Raw genomic sequence first — 20,953 nt, 5'->3', positions numbered from 1 at the left:
ACGCCCAAACGCCGAAAGGCCCCGGCGAGGCATGGCCGATACCATGCGCCGCCGGGGCCTTGTCGTTTGGCAGGGTGTTTACACGCTCTGCAATCGCTGCGCGACTGCGTCGGCCTTCCGGTGCAGGTCGCCGACCGTTCCGTCGTTCATCACGAGGACGTCGGTCGGGTAGCCGTCGAGGCCGGTCTCGCTCTCGTGCCGGTCGGTCTCGTCGACCGCGCTCGGTCGGCAGACGCGGACGAGGTAGCCGCCTCGGTTGCGGATCGCCCGCGCTTCGTTCGCGTAGCGCACATCGGTGATGACGGCCGGCGTCGGGTGATCGGCCTCGACCTGGGCGAGGACGTGCCTCAGCCAGAAGCCGGGGTCGACCGTGCGGATCGCCGCGCCGTAGCGCTGAAGGGTGCGGCGCACCTCGGCGTACTCCTTCGCGCCCTCCCAGCCGATGAGCTCGACGACCTCGGAGAGACGGTGCGAGCTCTGCACGGTGTCGAGCGGCGTCACGATCGGGTCGAGCTCGAGCGCCGCCTGCTTCAGGGCGTCGGCGAAGGCGTAGCGCCGGAAGCCGCACGCCTCGACGAGCCGGGCGGCGAAGGTGTCCTTACCCGCTCGCTTGCGCCCGATGATGCCGACGATCGGCCGGCGAGGGTAGAAGGGCTGGCGCACCTCCGCGGCCGTGCCCTGGGCGTCGACGGCGAAGTGCTCGCGGACGGTGATCACTTGGCCTCCTTCTTCGGCAGCCATCCGAGCTGCTCGGCGGTGACGTGCGTCAGGCCGCAGAAGCACTCGAAGCGAGGCTTCGGGCAGACGGTCTCGCCGACGACGGCGAGCTTCAGGCAGAAGTCGGGCGAGAAGGTCGGGTAGCCGGTCGTCGAGCCGGGGTCGCCGGTCGACGAGACGACCCACGCGCCCTCGGCTCCGGCGTGCTTCCCGACGCGGGTCACGCGGCCCAGGCCGCGGCCGGCGACGACGAGGTCGTCGACCTTGACGCGCGCCATCAGAGACGGCCCTTGTCGAAGGGCTCGCCGCCCGACTGCAAGACCGGCTTGAGCCGGCCGCGGAGGTAGAGGCGGTCCATGAAGGCGTCCGTCTTCCGCCCGCCCCGGTCGCCGGGCCAGTCGGTCAGTCCGCGGACGTAGGTGAAGGACACGCCAGAGGTGCTCGGGAACGTCACGACGACGACGTCGCCCGGACGCCACTGCGGCGCGGCGACCGCGAGAGCGTCCTCGGAGACGACGAGGACGCGCGCCCCGACCTTGATCTCCCAGAGGGCGGGTCCGTAGGAGCCGACGACCTCGCCGGTCGCGCCACCGAGCTCGGCCGGCAGCTTGACCTTCTGCCGCGGGCGAAAGCGCGAGGTGTAGGCCCGGTCGGTGCCGTAGGTAGTGATGATGTCGTAGAGCGAGCGGGGCGGCACGGTGCCTCCTCGTGTCGGTGAATCGGTCACAGAGCGAGTCGGCCGGAGCGAGCGCAGGTGTACAGACACGAAAAGGCCCCGCCCTCGGCATGGCGGCCGAAGGGCGGGGCGATGGCGGTGCGTGGCGTCAGGCGATGGCGTCGCCCTACTCACCCGAGGGCGGCAGGGGCGACGGCAGGGCGGTGCCAGTCGAGGCGCGGGCGTTGTCGCCCTCGGCGATGGCGGCCGGGTCGGAGGGCGTCGCCTCGGCCGGCGCGGTGACCGGCGGGGCGTCGCCCTCGGTAGGGCGGGCGGCAGCCTGCTTCGCCTTCCGGGCGTACCACGCGCCGAGGGCGATAGGCAGTGCGAAGGCGGCGACCTCGACGAGGTTGTCGGCGACGACGTCGGGCATGTCGACGCCGAAGACCTTCAGCAGGGCGACGAGCAGGGCGACGGCTGCGGCGATGGTCGCCCGCGTGATGGCGGCGCGTGGCGTCATGGGCGATGACCTCTCAGGAGTACAGGCGGTCGAGGAATGGCGTTAGGGCGGCGACGATGGCGGCGAAGGCGGCGAGGGCGGCGAGCATCGCCCGCGGCGTCACGGTCGCCTTCTGCTCGACCGCCCGAAGGCGGGCGTCGATGGCGTCGTGATCGCCCTCGATGGCGTCGATGCGCCGGGCGTGCTCGTCGACCTTCGCGCCCTGCTGGGCGAGGGCGGCGTCGACCTTGCCCTCGAGGCGCGCCATCATGATCAGGAGTGACGCCGTGCCGTCGACCGCCGGGGGCGGAGCGTCGCCCCCGTACGGCGACGGGGCGGTCATTCCGCCATCCTCCGGGCCTCCTCGTCGGCGACCGCCTTCGCGATGGCGGCGACGAAGTCGGCGTCGGCGGCTAGCGCGCGGGCGACGGCCGCGGCGTCGACGGCGACCGGGGCGGGCGTGGCGACCTTGCCCTCGAGCCGGGCGACGGCCGCCTTCGTCTCCTCGATGCTCCGCGCCGTGTTGCGGATGTAGGTCGAGAAGGCGATGGTCGGGTTCGTGTCCGCGTCGCTGTACGGGTTCGGCACGAGGTCGCGGCCGAAGAGGAAGCGGTGGTCGTCGTCGGTCATCGGCATGTCGAGAAGTCCAATCTCTGCGAAGTAGCGCCGGAAGACGGGCGTCAGGCCGCGACCGTCCTTCGTGGCGTCGCGGTAGAAGGAGATGTGCGTGTGCCAGAGGTGCGAGGAGTCGCCGGAGCTGCGCACGCCGAGGTCGTCCCAGCGCCGGACGGTGCGGCCGTCGGGCGAGTAGATGACCTCGCGGATGTTGCGGGTATCGGCGGTGCCGGCCTTGCACTGCGCGACGAGCCAGACTGAGAAGGTGTGCAGGTTGTGCGTCCGGCCGTTTACACGCGCGGAGAAGGAGCCGACGTCGAGGGCCGAGGCGTAGTCGCTCAGGCCGTCGCGGTCGCGCTTCGACTCGTCGACGGAGTAATCGTCGATCCGGCCGCTCCGCCAGATCACGCGGTCTCGGCCGCAGTGATACCCGCCGCGGTGAGCGGAGTCTCCGACGATGCCGACCTCGGCGGAGCTCAGGCCGTACGGCTTGAGCAGCTCGAGCAGCAGCTCGCGGACGGCGAGCAGGTTCTTCGGGGCGGTCGTCATCGTCAGGCCCCGATCTTGTAGACGACGAGCGTCGACGGGCGGAGCGTCGTCGCGGTCGCGCAGAAGAGCTCGACCTTGATGATCGCGTTCGCGGCGAGCCGGCGCGTGCCGGTGACGCCGAAGGCGTTCTCGGAGAAGCCGCCGAAGGGGGCGCGGTAGCGGCGCGTGTCGAGGAGGAGGTCGACGTAGGCGCGGCCGGTCTGCCCGTTGTTCACCTCGCCCTGAATCGACGCGGCGTAGACGCCCGCGGTCGGCACCGTCCACTCGAAGGCGCTCGGCTTGCCGAAGCCGCCTACATTCGAGCTCGCGGGCTGCCATCGGACGGCGATCACAGTCGACGCGGCCACTGACTGCGGCGTGGTCTCGGTCGTCGCCTCGAAGCCGACCGTCGTCTCGAAGGCGAGGTCGATACGCTCGATCTCGGCCTCGGTCGCCTCGGCGAGAGCCTGCGTTGCTCCGGCGATGTCGGGGGCGTCCTCGGGGTCGAGGAACGGCAGGCCATATACGTTCGTGAGTCCCAAGTCATACCCCTTGCGTGAGTCGAGGCCGTACAATCGGCCCGACGTCGGGAAGGAAGAAGCGATGAAGCGAGTTGCGGCCCTCGGGGCGCTCGTCACCGCGCTAGTCGTGGCTGCGGTCGCGGCGTTGGTAGTCGTGCTGACCGAGCCGGAGGCACCGGCCGCCGCGAAGCCGGCGGCGACGCTCGACTTCGCGCCGCCGGTCGTAGAGGTGCTGCCCGGAGCCGACGTCAGCCGCGCCGAGGTCGCCGCCTTCATCGATGCGCTCGTCGACGACCCGCGCGGGTGGCGCGCCGACCTTGGGGCGTTCACAGTGCGTGTCGTGCCGGCCGGGACGTACGGCACTGAGAAGATGCCGGGGACGATCGGCCGTGCGTACGTCGACGAGGGCTTCGTCGTCATCAGCGACGAGGCATGGACGACGCTCGGGCCGAAATTCGAGGCCCGAGGCGGCACGCTCGACGATCAGCGGGCGTGGATTGTGCTGCACGAGCTCGGGCATATGCTCGGGCACGATCACACGGAATGCACTAAGGAGGGGCCGGCCCCGCTCATGCGGGCGCACAATTTCGACCTGCGCTCGTGCACGCTAAACGTATGGCCGGAGCCGGCCCTCACATAGCGAAGACGGCGATCTCTCGGGTGGAGAAGCTGACCGGGTCGACGTTCTCCTTATTCCGATACTTCAGCGTAAAAGTCGTCTCGCCGGGATTCAGGCCGGTGAATAGGTGCATCATGCTTGCTTGCATGATCTGATGTATGCGCGAAGCGTCCGCCGGCCCTGGCGTGTAGAGGCTTTCGAGCGAGAAGCCCAGCGCCCAATTCTCATTCGCGGCGGTGGTCGTCGCGCCGGAGACCGCTACCGACACGCTACTTTCCTGATACGTCTCCCAGTCGCCCGTACCGCCCCACTGTGCCGACCACAGCACGAGGGCCTTCCCTGATGGCGAGATGTTGACCGTTACGGACGGGCCGACGGCCGAGCCGGTCAGGTCGCCGTACTCCTGGGATGAGCGCGTGCCAGCGGTGTCGTCGCGGGCGGCGACAATCCGCGAGAAGATCGCCGTCAGGGCCGACGCCGCGGCCGGCGTGCCCGGCACGGTGACGCGGCCGAGGATGAACCATGACGGCCCCGAGGTGAGCACGCCGACGACGTCGCCGGCCTTGAGCGACTGTGCCTCGGAGGTGTTGAGAATCGGCAGATTCACGAGCACCGCGCCCCCGACGTCGACGGTGTTCTCGGCAGTCGTCTGATCCCATGACAGGACAACGCCCTGCCGGAAGCCGAGGCCCGGTGCCTGCTCCTGCGTGAGTAGCGGGGCGAGGTCGTCGGTCGCGTAGGTCACCTTAGATGTCTCCGATCAAGACGGTGGTCTGCTCGCGCGTCGACGCGGTCATCGCCGCTTCGGCGTTGAGCGGGACGAGCAGGCGGTCGAGCACGTGCGTCTCGGAGCGCCCCGGATACCGGATGCGGATACGGTCGAAGGGCTCGAGCGCCGGGTTAGGCACCGTGGCGAAGTCGACCGCGTAGGGCAGGCCCAGGGAACGGGTCAGCATCGCCGCGGCAGCCGAGCGCGCCTGATCGGCGGTCGTGATGAACGGCGACGCGTACTCGCGCGGCACCTTGCCGAAAGCGCCGTGCCAGTAGGTAGGGCTCCTCGGGTTGGCGTCGACGACGACGGCCCGCGCGGGAGTCGTCGTGTCGGCACCCTCGCCGAGCGCTACAACGCCGTTGTAGACGCCCTCGCGGGTCAGTCGCCGACCGACGCGGACGAGCACGCCGCCCTCGCCGTGCGAGACGTCCCATACCGGGTCGCCGTCCGGCGGGGTGCAGACGACGAGCACGCCCCGGTGATCCCAGAAGAAGATCCGGCCGACGCTCGTCACGAGCTCGTGACAGGCGGCGTAACGGTCGCGCTCGACGATGATCTGCCGGCCGATCGCACTGTCGCGCACGGTCGCGCTGTCCCATTCGATCGTCGCCCAGGGGTAAATCTCGGTGATCAGGGCGGACAGCATCGCGCCCTTCGTCGTCCCGGCAGGGAAGGCACGGGGCGAAGTCAGCTTGCCGTCGACGATCTTCGCCATCCGGTCGCGCGCCGAGATGCGGATTGGCCCGCGCGGCGCGTCGGGCTGCTCGGGCGTATAGATCGGGTGGTAGCCGAGGCTTACCCATTCCGTCGTGCCGTTGCCGTAGCGGATGCCGCGCCGGATGTGTAGCTCGTTCCCGTACGGGGCGAGGAGGTCGCTCGCGCGGGTCGGCCATAGCTGATCGGAGATCACGACCTCGGCGGTCGAGCGGACGTCCGCCGAGCCGTCGAGCATGACGTCGCCGCGGGTGACAGACAGGAGGGTGCCGGCCGGGTTGACTCCGGTCAGGCCCGGCGCGACGACCCGCACCTCGGCGACCATGCGGTGCGGGCCTCGGACGGTGCGGAGGAAGGCTTCGCTGACTGGTCTCATTCGACAATCACGTCCGTCGGGTCGCCGATGAGCTCGAGCAGGTCGAGGCACGTCGGGTGCGCCGCGAGCATCTCGGCGCACGTCGCATAGGTGTTGAGCACGCCCTGACAGGTGACCGTCGCGCCGACGACGTCAGGCCCAGGCGCGGCGACCTCCGTGCACGGCAGGGCGAAGACGCGAAGCTTCAGGTCGTGAGTCGGGAGCAGCGTCTCGCGGGCGTCGCCGACTGCGACGTAGCCGGACGGTACGACGGAGAGCCGGCCGGTCGCCGGAACGTGCAGGAAGAGCACGTCGCCCGAGGCGAGCGCGAAGCCCAGGTCGCGGGCCTCGTCGGCGTCGTTCGCGTTAAGCTCGAGCGTCCATCGCCGCGAGGAGCGGACGTCGGTCACTGCGACCGGGAATGTCCGGTTCACGACCTCGAAGACGCCCGCCCGGCTCGGGCGCGTGATGTCCGAGAAGTCGCGGACGTTTACACGCCTATTCAGGAAGGGGCGCGCTACCGACTTCAGCCATACGCCGTCGAGCTGCGGCGTGATCGAGGCAGAGTACGCAGGGGTACCACCGATCACGACGAAGTACGCCTCGTCGACGTGCAGGGTGTGCGAGATCGGAGGAGTGCCGCTCATCGACGCCGCTACGAAGGTCGCTTGCGTCGCCCCGACCGGGGCCTCGCCGGTCACCTCGAGGTATGTCCAGACGTCTGCCGACAGAGCCACGGTCGGCCCGATCGTCTGAGACAGGATCGCGCCGCCTGCGTCCCTCCAAATGATGCTGACTCCGGCGGTGCGGTCGACCGCCGACCGCACCCACGACGACGCGACGTAGAAGTTTCCGGCGGTGACTGGCACGTTTGTCGCGCGGGCCTGCACGACGGAGGAGACGCCGTCCGGTGTCAGGAGAAGCGAAGCCGCGCCCTCGTGTGCCTGGGCGGTCGACCGGACGACCGTGCCGCCGTTACCTGTCCATCCGGCCGCGTCCGCTTCAAGGGTCGGGTTCGCGTTCTTCGCCGGCCCGATCTCCCAGCCGTTCGCGAGGAAGGCCCGTATCCGGTAATGGTTGACGGTGTCGGCCGCAAACTCGTAGTCGCTGATCGATACCCGCCCGCCCGTGGCGGGGGCGACCGCAGTCGCGCCCCGCACGGTCGACCATCGCACCTGATCGGCGGAGCGCTCGATCTGGGCGTAGGCGGCCGACGACGGAATCTGAGCCGACAGTCGTACCCGAGAGAGCACCGGGTCGTACGACAGGCCGGCCGGGGCAGGGCTTGAGCCACTACCGGCAGGGATAGGCATTGCGCACCTTCGTCTTCCCGGTCATCGGGGCATGATCGCCGAGGCGACGTGCCCGGCGATAAGCCCTTGTCCCTTGTCGCTGTGATGGGCCTCGTCGACGTACAGGCCGAGCGCGGTCGCCTCGGCGGTGCCCTGATCAGGGATACGCGAGCGCAGGTCGAGCGTCGCGACGTCGGGGTCGGAGGCGGCGATAGCGTCCATCTCTGCCAGGTAGGCCGCCCAGGTTGTCTCGCTCGCGGAGCCACGCTTCGGCATCTTGAGCAGCAGCACACTTCCGTCCCAGCCGGCGGCGCGGGCGTTCGCGATGAGCGTCTCGAGCTCTGCGCGGAACGCCGTCGGCGAGGTGCCTGCCGTGGCGTCGTTCGCACCCCAGGCCATCACGAGCAGGCCCTTACCTTCGACTGCCGAGAATGCGTCCTGCCACGCCGTCGAGGCGGTGAACGAGCTAAGGGTCGTACCTGACTTACTGGCGTCGATCACGCGGACCCCAGCGGACTCGTCGCCGTCGTAAGTCATCAGGCCCTCTAGGACGACGTTGCCCGGCGACGCGGTAGTCGTCGGCGACCGCTGTACCCGCACCGTATGCTCGCCGGACGTGAGCGGGCCGGAGTCCCAGATCAGCACGCCGCTCGTGAGCGACGCTGCGAAGCCGTCGACTACTACTTCGGCGGCTCCGTCCAAGATGATGCCGAACTTCCCTGCGCTTGAGCTCTTCGTGCCGAGCAGCTTCGCTCGGGTGCCAGTGAACGTGAAGCTGACGTTCTCGCCGGCCGGGATGATCGCCGCCCTCAGCCCGAGGCCGTTCCCCGATGCCGTGACCCCGGCGGTTGCCGTGCGCGGGTAGTCCGCGGGGATCGGCACCACACGCGGCGACGCGCAGATGTACGGCACTGCCGCGCCTGCCACGCCGCCCGGCTGGAACCGGGACCGGAGCTCCGCTTGTAGAACGTGCTGCCAGCGTCGCAGTACCGATGTCGCGCCGTACCCCTCGGAGATCGAGTCGCCGAAGACGACGACGGACGTAACCGAGCCGTAGCGACCGCCGAGGGTCGCAAACCACTTCCGCAGCGCCGGGTCGTGCCCGAGGCGATCGATCCGCCGGTTATTGTCCGCGTCGATCGGGAACAACGGGCCGTTGCCAACCTTGACGTAAAGCCGGTCCGCGTCCTCGGGAAACCACACGAGCGGCAGTTGCCCGTAGGCGTCGGTTGTCACGAGCGCCCCGGCGATCGTCGCGCCGGGCGTCTCCGTTCCGTCGTAGGTGCGGATGTCCGCGGGCACCGTCCCGGCACTGTCGGCGTACACCACCGCCTGCCGGCCCTTCGCCGGAGCACCCGAGTCTCTGTCGTAGCAGTAGCGAGAGCCGGCGTCCGGGCCGAGCAGCCGAGTCATGTATTACCTCCTTACGCCGGCCGTAGCGCGGCGCTTCAGGTCGCGGGAATGGTCGGAGAGCTCGACGCGCACGATGTCTGTCAGCTCGCGGTCGCCGATGAAGACACGCACCTCGGGCGGCGCGGACGGCGTCTCGGCCGCGACGGGCACGAGCTGCGGCGGGGCGAAGTTGCGCCAGCCACCCCACCAGTTCTCGACGGCGTAGCTCACGAGCGCCCGCGTGCGGTTCATATCGCCGTACTTCGGCGCGAAGAGCTCGCCGCCGGTCGCCGGCTCGGCCCAGCCGTAGCGGGCCGGTCCCATCGGCGAGGCGATCTGCGCGTCGCGGAGCTTGCCCGTCTGGGCGTACTCCGTGATGCCGCCCCATCGCTTCAGGAGCGTGCCCTGACCGGGTATGTAGAGGTCGCCATCGGGCTGGAATCGGGCCGTTACGGTGATCACGCGGCCGTCGATCGTGTTGATCTTCTTTACGAAGCCTGCGATGCGGCGATTGCCCTCGGAGTCTTCGACGACGATCACGGTCGAAACCTCGTCCGGGATCGTTTCGTACTTCGCGACGAGCGCGTCGATCTCGGTCTGCGTGAAACCCATCTCGCGCATGGTCTTCTTCAGCGCAGCGATCTCGTCCTCGTACTTGCCGTTCGCGACGTCGACCGCCTCGCCGTTTCTGATCCGCGCGTCGCGGAGCTCCTTGATCCGGCCGATCTGGTCGAGCACCGCCTCGCGGTTGTCGCGGCCTGCTTGCGTGTTCTCGTCGAGCGTCCGCTTACCGTTTCCGAGCTCCTCGCGCAGCTCGACGAGGCCGTTCTTGTAGGCGATGATCGCCTCGTCGTAACCCATGTGCGCGCCGAAGATTTCATCGAAGATGGTCTTCAGGTCGACGAGGCTCTCTTCGGTCTCCTCGGCCTCGCGGCCGACGTCGCCCAGGCGGCCACGGAGACCGCCGAGCGCGCGGTCGGCAACGCCGGCCGACTCCGCGGTCGCGCCCTGCGACGAGACGATCAGGCCGTAAGCCTTCGTCATGTCGCCGGAGAGGAAAGCGCCCAGGATCTCGGCGATGCCGTAGAGCCGCGCGAGCTGCTCCGTGAGCTCGAAGACTCCGCGCACTCCGTACTCGACGATGAAGAAGAGGATGTCGAGCGCCCGCGCGCCCTCGTCGGCGTACGGGGCGAGGTCGGAGAGACCGTCGCCGAGCGCGTCGCCAATGTCGCCGAGACCGTTCGCGATGACGTGAATCACCGGCTCGGCGTGCTCCATCGCGTCGATGAAGCCGGGCATCGCGTTGTCGGTCGCGTCGAGCAGGCCGTCGACGAGCGGGTCGACGTAGTGCGACGAGGCATTGAAGAGGCGACGGAAGTCGGGCTCCATCGCGAGCATCCGGTCGCGTACGGTGTCGATCGCGTCGAGGGTCTCTGGCACGAAGGCCGACGCGGAGCTACCGAGCATCCGGCCCAGGTCGGTGCCGAGGGCGGTCGCCTTCGCCTTGACGAGCGGGCTCCGTGACGCGAGGGCGATACCGCCGACCACGCCACCCGTGCCGACCGCACCGACGATCGCGCCTCCGACGGCCGTACCGACGAGGGTCACGAGGCCGGCGGCGAGCGGCGCGCCGATCGCCGCTACGGCCGGGTTCATGAGCGCGCCGGACATCGGCACGCGAGCGACGAGCGGGCCGAAGCGCTGTACGAAGGAGACCGACGCCTGCTCGGCGATCGCCTCGCCGATACCCGAGCCGGAGCCGCCCGTGTCGACGTCGATCGTCTTCCGCAGGTCGACGAGCTCGCGGAGCTCGCGGCGCTGCGCGGTGAGGTCGCCGAGCAGCTTCGCGCGTGCGGCCTTGTCGGAGGTCGAGACGATCTCGCGGGCGAGGTTGCGCACGCTGAGCGCAGTCTCGGTTATCTGTCCGTCGAGCTGCTCGGCCTTCCGGCGCAGATCGGCGAGCTCGTCGCCTGCCTCGTCGGCGGCGTCGCCCAGGTCGTCGAGCGCCTCTTCGGCCTTCTTCGCGCCGTGCACGATGGCGGACGCGCTCGCGTCGCCCTTCTTCGCGGCGTCGACGAGCTCGTCGGAGAAGCTCTTCGTCTCGGCCTTCGACGTCCGCATCTCGCGCACGTACTCGGATATCTGGGCCTTCAGGCGTACGCCGACCGTCCGCACGAGCTACCCCCTCTGTTTCACGCGCCAGAGCAGCGCGCCCGGCTGCGGCGTCTCGGCGTAATTGGACTGTGCGATCTCGATCGCCGTCTTCGCGTGGCACCGCGTCGGAGGCGGCACCTCGAAGTCGCCGTCGGCGTCGGGCGAGGTGCACAGCTCGATATCGCCTCCGCAGGCCGGGCACCGGCTGTCGCGGTACGCGGCGAGGGCGAGCAGCCATGCGACGTCTTCCTCGGACCATTCCGGGTCGCGGGTCGTCACGGAGCGGACGAGTCGCCCGCTCTTGCTGTAGAAGTGCTGCGTGCGCTCGGCCGGCTCCCAGCCGTCGAGGCGGCGCGGCGAGATGCCGAGGCGCTCTGCCGCCTCTACTCGGTGCCGGAGCTCCGGAGAATCCGCGAGGCGGCGTGCGAGAAAGGGACGTCGACGTCCCTCCTGTTGAGCGCCCAGGCGGCCGAGCTCAGCTCGTCGAATTGCCGGTCGGTCAGCTTCTCGTCGAGCAGCAGCGTCCAGTCTTCGGCGTCGAGCTCGGGCGAGACGACCGAGCGCCGCACGAGGTCAGGAAAGAAGGTCTCGGCGTTCACGCCGAGGTGCGCGTCGTCCTCGTGCACCTTTCCGCCCTCGACCTTGCGGGGCGGGTGCGCGGCGACGAAGGCGCGCCACTCGGGCCGCGGCATCGCGCGCAGCCGGAAGTCGACGGTCGACTCGGCCATCTCCTGCCGGGTCGCCTCGATCTGCTCGGCGACATCGCGCGCCCGGCTGCCCCCGGCGAGCGAGGAGCCGGCCTCGCGCCGGGCCTCGGCGAGCTCGCGCTCGAGCTGCTCGAAGGCGGCGACGAGGTCGGCCGCGAGGCAGATCGGCACGGTCTTCTCGGGCAGCTTTGCGCCCCGGATGAGCGCCTTGACGTCCTTTGCCACTGGTCAGCCCTTCGTGAGGTCAGCCCGAGCAGGTGCGTAAACGGGGGCGAGGCGGGCTGAAGACCTCGCCCCCGTCGGTCGTCTCACGAGGCGTACGCCTCACGCGATCAGACCCCGGCAGCCACGACCGCGCGGAGCTCCGGCTCGTCGGTGATCATCGTCGGCACCTCGTAGCGCCGGACGGTGTTCGCCTCCGGCGGTAGGAGCCGGGTCTGACCGCAGGTGATCGGGTAGACCTCGACCTCGTCGGACGCCGCCCAGGCGTCGCCCTCCGGCTTGTCGCGCCGGATCACGAGGTAGCCGGCGGTGCCCTTGACGAGGGTCGTGTAGGCCGTGTCGGTCGCGCCGCTCTGCTTCTTCAGGCGCAGCGCGGTGCCGGAGAAGGAGTCGCGGCCGATCGTCTTCGTGTCGAAGGTGCTCGCGAGGGAGTCGTTCGGCACCTCGGCCGTCGACGCCTCGAAGCCGATCAGACCGTCTGGGGTGATGAAGCGCTGAAGCTCCGTACCGGCGTCGAGCTCGGCCACGGTCGGCGCTGCGATGTCGGCGATGGTGTCTACGAAGGTGACCTTCGTGCGGCCATCGGAGATCACGTCGGGCATGTGTGCTCCTGTCAGGTGAAGAGGAGGCTCAGGCCGGAAGGCTCTCGAGCCGGTAGACGTCGACCTTGTCGACGGTTAGCGAGAGGGTCGCCTCGTCGCGCTCGGCCTCTCGCCCCTCCTCGCGCCGGATCGGGAAGCACTGCCGGCCGGCGACCGTCGGTACGGCGTCGAGCAGCCGCGCCCGCACGCGCCGAGCGACCGCCCGCGCCCCGGCTGCGTTCTCGGCGACACAGTGCGCGATGGCGCGCACGACGTAGCGGGCCGACTCATTCGCGAGCGAGCTACCGTCGGCGTTGGGCGGGTCGGAGTCAGCGAAGTAGAAGAGGACGTACGGAGGCTTGACGCCGTCGGGCACCTTGCCGTCGAGCACAACGAGCGCGGGCGGAGTGTCGTCGGCGTCGGCGAGGTCGAGGATCGCCCTCGCGTGTTCATCGATCATCGACCCTCCAATAGGCGGGCGCAGAGCTCCTCGAGCTGCTTCTCGAAGCGAGGGCTCTCCTCGTCGGCCGCGGGGGCGAGGTGCGGCCTGGGCGGCGTGTTCTGCTCCGGCGCGCCGTACTCGAGGATGTTCCCGAGCGCGCCTTGCCGGCGGTCCTTGTCGGGGCCGATCTCGGCGGCAGGGCCGTCGGCCTCGTCGAGCTCGTCGTAGGTGATCGCCTTCGGGTAGTGCGGGGCGTGCGCGAGGCCGTCGATCCGCTCGGCCGCGCCGGTCTTGACGTTGAGCGCGCCCTTCGCGACGACCTTCTTCGCCTCGTCGTGTGCCGACTCGGCGGCATCGCCGAGCAGCTCGGCCCAGGCGTCGACGTCGCCGTGCTCGATCTCGATCACGAGGTCGCCTCCTCGACGCCGACGCGGCGCATCGTCGCGTGCGTCTTGTGGAAGAGGTCGCGCACGAGGAAGTCGCGGCCGGCGAGGTCGGGGTCGAGCGGCGAGGCGTCGAGCCGCACCTCGTCGGCGACCTTAAGGCCGGCGACCGACATCGGTAGCTGAAGCTCGAGCCGCAACATCAGGAGGTACGCCTCGCCCGGCTGCGCGGGCGTCGCCGAGCCGACGCGCTGCACGCGGCACTTGCCGGCGTAGAGGGTCGTGTAAACGGGCGTCACGACGCCGGAGAAGGGGTCGGTCGTCTCGCCGGTCTTGCGCCGGATCACACAGGCGTCCGTCATCAGTCGCTCTGCGGCAGCGCGCCCGCGAGCGAGCAGGCGGTCGACGGTCACGGCCCGCCTCCGATCCGCGCGAGGCCGGCGCGGCTGCCGTACTGCTTGCGCAGCGCCGAGCGCAGGAAGGGCGACGCCTCGAGCTGCGCGGCGACCTCGTCGTAGACGGCCTGGTAGTCGTCGATCCGCTCGCTCTTCAGACCTCCGGTGTTGTCGGCCCACCCTCGGACGAGGGCGAGCACCGCGCCGCGTGCGAGCTGTAGCTCTTGCGCACCCGTGGCGTAGCCGTGCGTGTAAACGACCTCGACCTCGGAGGGCTCGTCGTTGCACTCGGCCCAGCCGCAGCGCCGCCAGAGCGCGGAGCCGAAGTGCTTGTAGTCAGTCACGGCCTCGCCGTCGATGCTGATCGAGGCGACCGCCGTTACGGGACGCTGCGGCAGCCGGAGCCACGACCGGACGGAGCCGGCGAGCGTCACGGAGTCGTTGACGACCTCGACGATGCGCTGCCGTACGTGCGCCTGCACGACCGCCGTACCGATCTCGACGAGGAGCGTCACGCGGTCGTCGACCCCGACGCCGAGCAGCGTCGCAAGGTCGGCAGGCGTCGCGAGCTGATCGGCCATCGGTGCTCCTTACTTCGCGCGGGAACGAGCGCGGGTACGCGGCTTCGGCTGCTCGGCCTCCGGCTCGGCCTCGGCCTGCGGCTCCGGCTCGGCCTCGGCCTGCGGCTCCGGCTCGGTCTCGGCCTGCGGCTCCGGCTCGGTCTCGGCCTCGGGCTCCGGCTGCGGCTCCGGTTCGGCCTGCGGCTCGGGCTCCGGCTCCTGCTCGGGCTCCGGCTCCTGCTCGCCGACCTCGGCGAGGTGCGGGTCGGCCTCCGTTGCGGCGCGCAGTCGGCGCACGAGGTCGGCGTCGTCGGTCTCGAGCACGCCGTAGCGCTCCTCGCGGCCGTCGACCATGCGCTCGGCCGGAGTGAAGCGCGCCCAGACTCCGGCGTTGTCCTGAAGGGTCAGGGCGGCGTATCGGTGCTCGAAGGTTGCCAAGGTTGGCTCTCCTTACGGCTAGGCGGGGCGGCCGGACGTCAGCCCGACCGCCCCGGTAGGTCAGCTCAGCTCGGTGATCCGGGCGTGGAAGTTCTCCGGGCCGTACTCGAGGCCGATCTCGCCGTAGAGCTGCCACTTCTCCGACGCGCCGGTCTTCGCGAGCGGCTCGGCGAAGAGCATGCCCTTGCCCGGAATCTCGAGGAAGCGCGCCCGGCAGACGCTCAGGTCGACGATCGCGATCTCGCCGGCCGGCATGTGGCGGTTGAGCATCACGCCGAAGACTCCGAAGTCGGTCACGAGCGTGTCGATCGCGACGCCGCCGACGTTCCGGGTCATGGTCGGCTGGTTGAGACCTGCGGCCGAGTAGACCTCGGTCAGGTTCACCTTCTGGTCGGGGCCGACCATGAAGACGGTAGACGCCTGCGGCAGCTTCGCGCCGTTGGTGAACATGGTGCTCAGGGTCGCGTCGACGATCGCCTTCGACAGAGCGCGCGGGGTGCCGCCCCCGGAGTTGACGTTGGTGGTGATGGCGGTCAGGATGCCGCGGGTCTGCCGGGCGGTCGAGTTGTTCGCCGGGTTGGCGAAGACGCCGCTCAGGAAGGACTTCTCGACGTCGACGGCCATCGACTCCAGCTCGGCGGCGATCTGCCACGCGAGCTCGTCGGAGATCGGGTTGTCGTCGAGTCCCAGGTTCACGCCCGCGTATTCGCCGCCCGCGGCCTGCTTCGTGTAGCTCACCTCGACGGCGCTGTGGTGGATCTCGACGACGTTGGTCACGTTGCTCCGCGACCGGGCGACGCCGGCCGGGGCGGTCGCGCCCTCGGTCGCGACGTTGTTCGCGCTCGAGCTGCGCCGGTCGACGGTCTGCCACTCGAAGACCTTCGCCTTCGTCGAGACCGCGCCGGACAGACCGCCGATGGCGGACAGGAAGGGGGTCTCGGTCGGGGTGACGGTGAAGAGCTCGCCGTGGTAGTTCGGCAGGTTGTAGGTAGTGCCCTGCCCAGCGACAGCGCCCATGTGTTTCCTCCTGATGTGTGGGCAGGGTGCCCTACCCGGTTACTTGGCCTTGGTCAGCTTTCGCGTCTTGAGCAAGATCGCGGCGCGCGTGTCGCCCTTCGCCTCGGCCTCGGCGATCAGTGCGTCGAGGTCGGCCGGCCCCGAGCCGCGCCGTCCCTGCGTCGGGTCGGGCGCGGGCGTGCGCTTCGGGGGCGAGGCGGCGAGATGCGGCTTCTTCTCGAGCAGCTCGGCGAGCGCCTCGGTGATGGCGTCGACGTCGACCTTCCCACCGTCGACGTACTCGTCGACGTTGCCGGCGAGGAGCGCGCGGGCGTCCTCGGGGTCGGCGAAGAGCTTCGCCGCCTTCGCCTCGATCTTGTCGAGGGCGCGCTCGCGCAGGGCCTCGGCCTGGGCCTCGGCTCGCGCCTGGGCGCGGATGGTGTCGGCGTCGGGGGTCTCGTCGGTGCCGGCCTTGCCCTTGCCCTCGAGCTCGGCGATCCGCGCCTCGAGGGCCTTCCTCTGGTCGCGCTCGGTCTTCCACTTGCTCTTCATGGAGTCGAGCGCCTTCTTGCCGGGGTCGTCGAGGTGCTCGGCACCCTCCGGTGCGCCCTCGGTGTCGTCGTCGACCCGATCGGTGTCGACGTCGGTCTCGGGCAGGTTGTCGTCCTTCTCGGACACTTGCGCCTCCGTTGCGGAGTCGGCCTCGCGCCTTGCGCGCGAGGAGGTCAGCGGATGTAGCCGTAGCGCCGGAGGAGGCGGATCGCCTCGTCTCGGTCGCCTCCGGCGATCTGATAGATCGACTCGGGCATGAGTCGCACGCCGCGAGCCGAGCGGTAGCGAGCGCCCTCGGCCTTCACGCCGTCGCGCTTCGCGCCCAGGCGGACGCCCGCGAGACCGCGCGAGGTGACGCCCTCGGTTGTCACGAAGAGGTCATGGCCGAAGACGTTCACGGTCTCGAGCCGGCCCCGCTCGCGGCCTCCGCGCAGGGTGCGGAGCTCCTCGGCGGTGAGCCGGGCTCCGGCCGGGGCGAGGCCGCGTGCGCCCTTGCGGGCGTTGACGACCTGGGCGATGTCGGCCCCGTCGCGGATCGCCTCCGCGCCCGCCTTCGTGAAGATGCGATCCTGCTCCTCGGGCGAGAGGCTCTCGAAGTACGCCTTCGGGTCGGTGCGCAGGTCGTCGGCCGTGTCCTCGGCCGCCGGAATGTGCCGGCAGTCGCAGCGCGGGTGCCGCTCAAATCCGGCGTTCCATCGGTAGACGCGGCCGGCGAGCACGACGCAGCGCGAGCAGCTCGGCAGGGACAGGAGCCGGACGTAGCCGGAGACCTTCGGCCGGGCGACGACCGCGACGCCGTCGGCCACGCGGCCGGCGTCGGCGATCTGCGTACGCGTGATCATGTCGAGGTGAAGCCGGCCGACTGCCATCGCGCGACGCGAGCTCTCGCCCTGCCTGACCGCCGAGAGGCTCGTCACGACCGGGCGGAAGAGCAGCGTCGCGAGCGGCCGGCCGTCCGACGCGGTGCCGGCGAAGCCCTCGGGCAGGAGCTCGCCCTCGGCGTCGGCATCGACGTCCTGCTCGCCGAGCACGCGGGCGACGTAGTCGTCGCTCGTCTGCGCGGCGCGGAGTTGCCCGGCTCCGACCGTCGAGGTCGCCCGAGGCAGCATCTCGGCCCAGGATCGGGCGATGTTGTTCGGGTCGACCTGCGCCCAGAGCCGGGCGACTGCTCTCGCCGTGCGTGCGGCGATCGTCTTCTGCCGCCGGTAGTGCGCGTGCGCGACCTCGGCGGCGCTCATCACTCGGCCTCGAGCGGCGGTGCGCCCTGCCCGACGCTGCGCGAGAGCGCGCCGACCGGGTCGAGCGCCGCCTCGTCGACGTCTTCGCGCTCCATGCGGGCGATCTGCGCCTGCGTGTAGCGGAGGTCTTCGCGCGCCTGCCGCTTCGTGATCGCGCCCTTCTCGAGGAGCTTCACGACCGCGTCGGCAGACTGAGCGCGGGTCGGCGTCGACGCGTCGCGCCATACCGTCTCGAGGCGGCGCAGGCGCGGATCGACCGGCTCGCCGCCGGTCTGGAATCGACGGACGAGGCGCATCGTCTGCTCGTAGGTGCCGCCGAAGGCAGTCTGCTTACGCTCGGCGCGCTTCACGAGGCGCGACTCGGCCGAGCGGATCGCGTCGGCGCTCGCCGGGTTGTCCGTCGTGAAGCCGAGGTAATGCGGCGGGATACCTGAGATCGACGCGACGAGCTTCGCAAGCTGATTGATCGAGTCGTGAAAGTTGCTCAGGCTCGCCGGATCCCATTGGAACGGCTTGACCTCGGAGCCGGGGTCGCCCTGCGGCACCGTCAACAGCTTGCCCATGATGACCTGCGTTGCGCTCAGGGCGTTGCCGTTCTCGTCGACGAGGTCGTCGGGGCCGATGCCGAGCAGCCCTCGCAGAGGCAGCGCGACAAACTCGGCCGCGAGCATCATGTCGGTCGCGATCTTGTTCGCCGAATCGGAGAGCGAGAGCATCGACCGCGAGAGCTCGGAGCGGCCGTAGCGGTCGGCGAGCCGTGAACGGTTCGTGAGCGGCACGACCGGCACCTCGCCGAGGTTGTGCTCGTCGCGGCCGGTCTCCTTCCATGCGCCCTTCTGCCACTCATACCAAACGGTGCGCTCGGGCAGGTAGAGCGTCGCGTAGCGGCCGGTGACGCGGGCGAAGGAGTCCTGATCCTGCGTCCGGCGCAGCGCGGCGCGGGCGCGGCGGGTACGCGGGTCGATCGCCGCGAACATCTCGAGCGGCGACTCGACGGTGACGAGCGGCGTGTCGGTGTCGTCTTCGTTCGTGCCGACGGCCAGATACGACCGCTTCATCACGAGCGCGTCGACGCGGCCGAGCTGCGATTCCTCGTCGAGGTCGTTCGCCTGCCACACGCGCCAGAAGTCATCGTCGGCGGCGTCCTCGTCCGGCAGCCGGAAGCCCTCCGGGTCGAGGCGCTCTTCGACGGCGTCGACGACGAGCTGTGGCCACGCGATGATGACCGGGCGGATGCGGTCTTCTACCTCGCGCAGGATCTCGGGCTGCATGTAGGAGAGCGGCTGCGTGCCTTCGTAGTAGGCGTCGAGCGCCTTCAGGCCGGGCAACTCGCGGTCGTGAAGCTGGGAGAGGCTCGCAAGCCATTCGGCGTCGGTGGTAGGGGTCGTCAAGGCTGCTCCTCCTACCTCATGACGACTAGCTTTCGGGTGCGGTGCTTCGGCCAGAGCGACGCCGCGGTGACGTCGCCTGCCGCTTCGTGGCAGATGATCGAGGTCACGCAGGCGTCGATCTTTTGGTGCTGGGCGGGCTTGCCGAGCACGTATCGGCCGTTCGGACGGGCGAGCTTCCGCGCGTTGCGGACGTGCGTCGCGACCGTCGGGCAGCCGTCGTGCGTGAAGGTCGAGTCGGCCTTCAGGGCGTCGGTGCGGAGCCGCTCGCAGGCGGCGTGCATTTGCACCGGCCGGTAGGTCTCGAAGCGCAGCACGCGCTTCTCGCCGTACTTCGCCGCCCACTGGTCGTGTTCGGTCTCCCAGCCGGGCGGGTCGCCGTACCAACGCACGACGCGGAAGCGCGTAAACAGTTCGTCGACGGCTGCGTCGACCTCGAGGCGCGGCACCTGCCCGCCCCACTCGGCCGGATTCCATACCGTCGGCCGCTTGTCGGGGCCATAGACGGGCGTGAATTGATAGCCGTCTTCGGTCTCGGCCCGGATCACTGTCCAGTCGTCGACGTCGGAGCCGTCGAAGCCGAGGACGATCGCCGTCCCGGTGGGCACCTCGCGGGGTGCGCCGTGCCGCTTCGCCCAGGCGCGATCGTCCCAGGAGTCGCCCTCGATGAAGGCGTCGGCACCGTAGACGATGCGGTTACCGAAGAAGCGCTCGGCCTGCGCCGGGTCCTTCTCCATCAGTTCCGCGGCCTCGGCCTCGATGCCGTCGAGGTCGACGTGCGTCGAGCCGGCGTAGACGTAGCGGTGAATCTTCCGGCGGTCGGCCTTGTTCCGATAGCTCAGGTGAGCCGGCGGCACGCGGTGAAAGCGGAAGATGTCGGTTACGCGCGACTCTGCGGTGCGCTGCGCGACCGAGTCTTCGCTCGGGTCCCACGCGTTCGTCGTCTCGAAGGTGCGACCGCCCATGCCGGCCGCGCCGCGGCGCTGCGTCGTGGCGACCTTGTCCATCTTGTTCGCGACGGTCCAAATGCCGGTCTCGTCCTGAAGGACGAAGGTCACCGGGTTACCGAGTCGGCTCTGCGCCGAGCTCGTCACGACGTCGATGCGGCCGTCGTTCGGTAGGCGGATGAACGCTTCGCCGACGCGCATCGTCTCGCCGAGCGGGCCGTAGCGGATCATGTTTTGCAGCGGCCGGTAGACGTTGTCGGTCTGCTCCTCGGAGAAGGCCGTTATCTGAATCAGAGGCGTCGGGCGCGGGATCGCCATCGGCTCACCGGGCGCATACTCGTAGGCCCAGCCGCAGCCGCAGCCGTGCTCGCGGCAGTCGTAGAGCTCGCCGCCCTGGGCGAAGCCGACGAAGACGCTCGGGCCGACGCCCTCGCACGCGCACAGAGCGGCCGTCCAAGGCCCTTTGCCCGTCTTCTGCGGCGCGACGACCTGACCGCGCCGGTAGTGGAAGGCGGTCGCGAGCTGCCCGGCACGGGCGGCCTTCTTGACGCGGTAGAAGTTGACGGTCGCCCAAAGCTGCCAGTCGTACATCTCGAAGGGGTCGCCCTTGCGGAAGCCGTCGGGCACGACGCAGTGCGACTCGATCCAATCGGCGGCGACCCAAAGCGTCGGGAAGTCGACGCGGTACTCAGGGTTATGCGCCACCGTCGATCACCTCGAGGCGGCCTCGCACCGAGGAGCGAGCCGGGGCTCGACCGGGCGCGGCGCTCTCGCGCTTCTCCGCGGCTTCGTCGCGGGCGATGCGCCAGCGGTTCGCGCGCATTCCGGCGACGCTCAGGCCGAGCGAGTCGCGGAGCTGCTTGACGAGCGTCGAGAGCGTCACGGGCGCTCCGGGTATCTCGGCGAGGGCGAGGTTACGCACGTAGAGCGCGACCTCGTGCTCGAGGCCGAGGCGCTCCCAGGCGAGGGCCTGCGGGCGCTTCCATTCGCCGGCCCAGAGCTCGAGCTCGCGGTCGTCGGGGTTGAGTAGAGGGAAGGCCGGGGCGTTGCCCGGTCGGCCTTCAGCAGGTAGCACCGTCCACTCGCCCGCGTCCCGGTCGCGGCGCAGGGCGGCAGGGTCGGGCGCAGGGCCGGAGCGGGCGCGTGCGCCGCCCTTCGGCATGGTCGATCATCCTCTCGGGCTGCGTTGCGCAGGCCGGTCGGCCGTCACATTGCGTGACGGAAACGGGGTTACAGGGGGTCACGCAGAGTCTTTGAACCTGACGGCCCTT

Annotated in this window: 27 protein-coding genes; 1 reads left to right on the top strand and 26 read right to left on the bottom strand. The window is 70.1% G+C overall.

All coding sequences use genetic code 11. From position 1 onward, the window contains the following. Positions 1-78 precede the first annotated feature (78 nt). From FHX32_RS34145 to FHX32_RS34115, 7 genes are all read right to left on the bottom strand, one after another. Positions 79-717, bottom strand: coding sequence for a deoxynucleotide monophosphate kinase family protein (locus FHX32_RS34145; protein WP_208419812.1), 639 nt, complete (start codon positions 715-717; stop codon positions 79-81). Next, positions 714-995, bottom strand: coding sequence for a hypothetical protein (locus FHX32_RS34140; protein WP_167192343.1), 282 nt, complete (start codon positions 993-995; stop codon positions 714-716). Before FHX32_RS34140 ends, FHX32_RS34145 begins: the two co-directional genes overlap by 4 nt. Further along, entirely contained in the window at positions 995-1,414 is a 420-nt protein-coding gene (locus tag FHX32_RS34135) for a hypothetical protein (protein WP_167192341.1), read from the bottom strand. The genes FHX32_RS34140 and FHX32_RS34135 overlap by 1 nt, the downstream gene beginning before the upstream one ends. Before the next feature lie 145 nt (positions 1,415-1,559). After that, positions 1,560-1,892, bottom strand: a complete 333-nt coding sequence (locus FHX32_RS34130; protein ID WP_167192339.1) for a hypothetical protein — start codon at positions 1,890-1,892, stop codon at positions 1,560-1,562. 13 nt (positions 1,893-1,905) lie between these two features. After that, positions 1,906-2,214 (bottom strand): hypothetical protein, encoded by a 309-nt coding sequence (locus tag FHX32_RS34125; protein ID WP_167192337.1) that lies wholly within the window; start codon positions 2,212-2,214, stop codon positions 1,906-1,908. Further along, positions 2,211-3,035 carry a hypothetical protein gene (locus FHX32_RS34120; protein ID WP_167192335.1) on the bottom strand — a complete coding sequence of 275 codons (825 nt, stop codon included), beginning with the start codon at positions 3,033-3,035 and terminating at the stop codon, positions 2,211-2,213. Before FHX32_RS34120 ends, FHX32_RS34125 begins: the two co-directional genes overlap by 4 nt. 2 nt (positions 3,036-3,037) lie before the next feature. Beyond that, a complete protein-coding gene (locus FHX32_RS34115) occupies positions 3,038-3,556 on the bottom strand; it encodes a hypothetical protein (RefSeq protein ID WP_167192333.1) in 519 nt (172 codons plus the stop codon). Between the two features lie 61 nt (positions 3,557-3,617). Here FHX32_RS34115 and FHX32_RS34110 point away from each other — a divergent pair, with 61 nt between their 5' ends. After that, positions 3,618-4,175, top strand: coding sequence for a DUF3152 domain-containing protein (locus FHX32_RS34110; RefSeq protein ID WP_167192331.1), 558 nt, complete (start codon positions 3,618-3,620; stop codon positions 4,173-4,175). Here FHX32_RS34110 and FHX32_RS34105 read toward each other — a convergent pair. The 19 genes from FHX32_RS34105 to FHX32_RS34015 all read right to left on the bottom strand — a co-directional run bounded on the left by FHX32_RS34105 (position 4,168) and on the right by FHX32_RS34015 (position 20,844). Beyond that, entirely contained in the window at positions 4,168-4,899 is a 732-nt protein-coding gene (locus FHX32_RS34105) for a hypothetical protein (protein WP_167192329.1), read from the bottom strand. The two genes, FHX32_RS34110 and FHX32_RS34105, sit on opposite strands and share 8 nt — an antisense overlap. Position 4,900: 1 nt before the next feature. Beyond that, entirely contained in the window at positions 4,901-5,965 is a 1,065-nt protein-coding gene (locus FHX32_RS34100; RefSeq protein ID WP_486481480.1) for a DUF5047 domain-containing protein, read from the bottom strand. A 47-nt stretch (positions 5,966-6,012) separates the two neighbouring features. Beyond that, positions 6,013-7,248 (bottom strand): carbohydrate binding domain-containing protein, encoded by a 1,236-nt coding sequence (locus FHX32_RS34095; RefSeq protein WP_167192325.1) that lies wholly within the window; start codon positions 7,246-7,248, stop codon positions 6,013-6,015. 81 nt (positions 7,249-7,329) lie between these two features. Continuing rightward, positions 7,330-8,700, bottom strand: coding sequence for a GDSL-type esterase/lipase family protein (locus FHX32_RS34090; RefSeq protein ID WP_167192323.1), 1,371 nt, complete (start codon positions 8,698-8,700; stop codon positions 7,330-7,332). A 3-nt stretch (positions 8,701-8,703) separates the two neighbouring features. Next, positions 8,704-10,854, bottom strand: coding sequence for a phage tail tape measure protein (locus tag FHX32_RS34085; protein WP_167192321.1), 2,151 nt, complete (start codon positions 10,852-10,854; stop codon positions 8,704-8,706). Positions 10,855-10,857: 3 nt separating this feature from the next. Beyond that, positions 10,858-11,112: a hypothetical protein gene (locus FHX32_RS34080; RefSeq protein ID WP_167192319.1), complete on the bottom strand. Its 255-nt coding sequence runs from the start codon at positions 11,110-11,112 to the stop codon at positions 10,858-10,860. Between the two features lie 104 nt (positions 11,113-11,216). Then, positions 11,217-11,765, bottom strand: a complete 549-nt coding sequence (locus FHX32_RS34075) for a hypothetical protein (protein WP_167192317.1) — start codon at positions 11,763-11,765, stop codon at positions 11,217-11,219. A gap of 107 nt (positions 11,766-11,872) precedes the next feature. Further along, complete coding sequence (locus FHX32_RS34070) at positions 11,873-12,364, bottom strand: phage tail tube protein (protein ID WP_167192315.1); 492 nt, start codon at positions 12,362-12,364, stop codon at positions 11,873-11,875. A gap of 28 nt (positions 12,365-12,392) precedes the next feature. Then, complete coding sequence (gp17, locus tag FHX32_RS34065) at positions 12,393-12,803, bottom strand: tail completion protein gp17 (RefSeq protein WP_167192313.1); 411 nt, start codon at positions 12,801-12,803, stop codon at positions 12,393-12,395. Then, on the bottom strand, positions 12,800-13,192 hold the full coding sequence (locus FHX32_RS34060; RefSeq protein ID WP_167192311.1) for a hypothetical protein: 393 nt from the start codon (positions 13,190-13,192) through the stop codon (positions 12,800-12,802). The genes gp17 and FHX32_RS34060 overlap by 4 nt, the downstream gene beginning before the upstream one ends. Further along, the gene (locus FHX32_RS34055) at positions 13,189-13,581 is read right to left on the bottom strand and encodes a DUF6093 family protein (RefSeq protein WP_167192309.1); all 393 of its coding nucleotides are present in this window, start codon (positions 13,579-13,581) and stop codon (positions 13,189-13,191) included. The genes FHX32_RS34060 and FHX32_RS34055 overlap by 4 nt, the downstream gene beginning before the upstream one ends. Further along, the gene (locus FHX32_RS34050; protein ID WP_167192307.1) at positions 13,578-14,144 is read right to left on the bottom strand and encodes a hypothetical protein; all 567 of its coding nucleotides are present in this window, start codon (positions 14,142-14,144) and stop codon (positions 13,578-13,580) included. The genes FHX32_RS34055 and FHX32_RS34050 overlap by 4 nt, the downstream gene beginning before the upstream one ends. Positions 14,145-14,153: 9 nt before the next feature. Continuing rightward, positions 14,154-14,561: a hypothetical protein gene (locus FHX32_RS34750; RefSeq protein ID WP_208419811.1), complete on the bottom strand. Its 408-nt coding sequence runs from the start codon at positions 14,559-14,561 to the stop codon at positions 14,154-14,156. A 60-nt stretch (positions 14,562-14,621) separates the two neighbouring features. Beyond that, entirely contained in the window at positions 14,622-15,578 is a 957-nt protein-coding gene (locus FHX32_RS34040) for an SU10 major capsid protein (protein ID WP_167192305.1), read from the bottom strand. 39 nt (positions 15,579-15,617) lie between these two features. Next, entirely contained in the window at positions 15,618-16,235 is a 618-nt protein-coding gene (locus FHX32_RS34035; protein ID WP_167192303.1) for a hypothetical protein, read from the bottom strand. 47 nt (positions 16,236-16,282) lie between these two features. Continuing rightward, positions 16,283-17,347, bottom strand: coding sequence for a VG15 protein (locus FHX32_RS34030; RefSeq protein WP_167192301.1), 1,065 nt, complete (start codon positions 17,345-17,347; stop codon positions 16,283-16,285). Further along, entirely contained in the window at positions 17,347-18,738 is a 1,392-nt protein-coding gene (locus FHX32_RS34025; protein WP_167192299.1) for a phage portal protein, read from the bottom strand. Before FHX32_RS34025 ends, FHX32_RS34030 begins: the two co-directional genes overlap by 1 nt. 11 nt (positions 18,739-18,749) lie before the next feature. Next, the gene (locus FHX32_RS34020; protein ID WP_167192297.1) at positions 18,750-20,387 is read right to left on the bottom strand and encodes a hypothetical protein; all 1,638 of its coding nucleotides are present in this window, start codon (positions 20,385-20,387) and stop codon (positions 18,750-18,752) included. Then, positions 20,377-20,844 (bottom strand): hypothetical protein, encoded by a 468-nt coding sequence (locus FHX32_RS34015; RefSeq protein WP_208419810.1) that lies wholly within the window; start codon positions 20,842-20,844, stop codon positions 20,377-20,379. The genes FHX32_RS34020 and FHX32_RS34015 overlap by 11 nt, the downstream gene beginning before the upstream one ends. Between the last annotated feature and the right edge of the window lie 109 nt (positions 20,845-20,953).

This window comes from Micromonospora sp. CNZ280, assembly GCF_011759515.1.
This window is presented reverse-complemented; position numbering and strand designations above follow the sequence as displayed.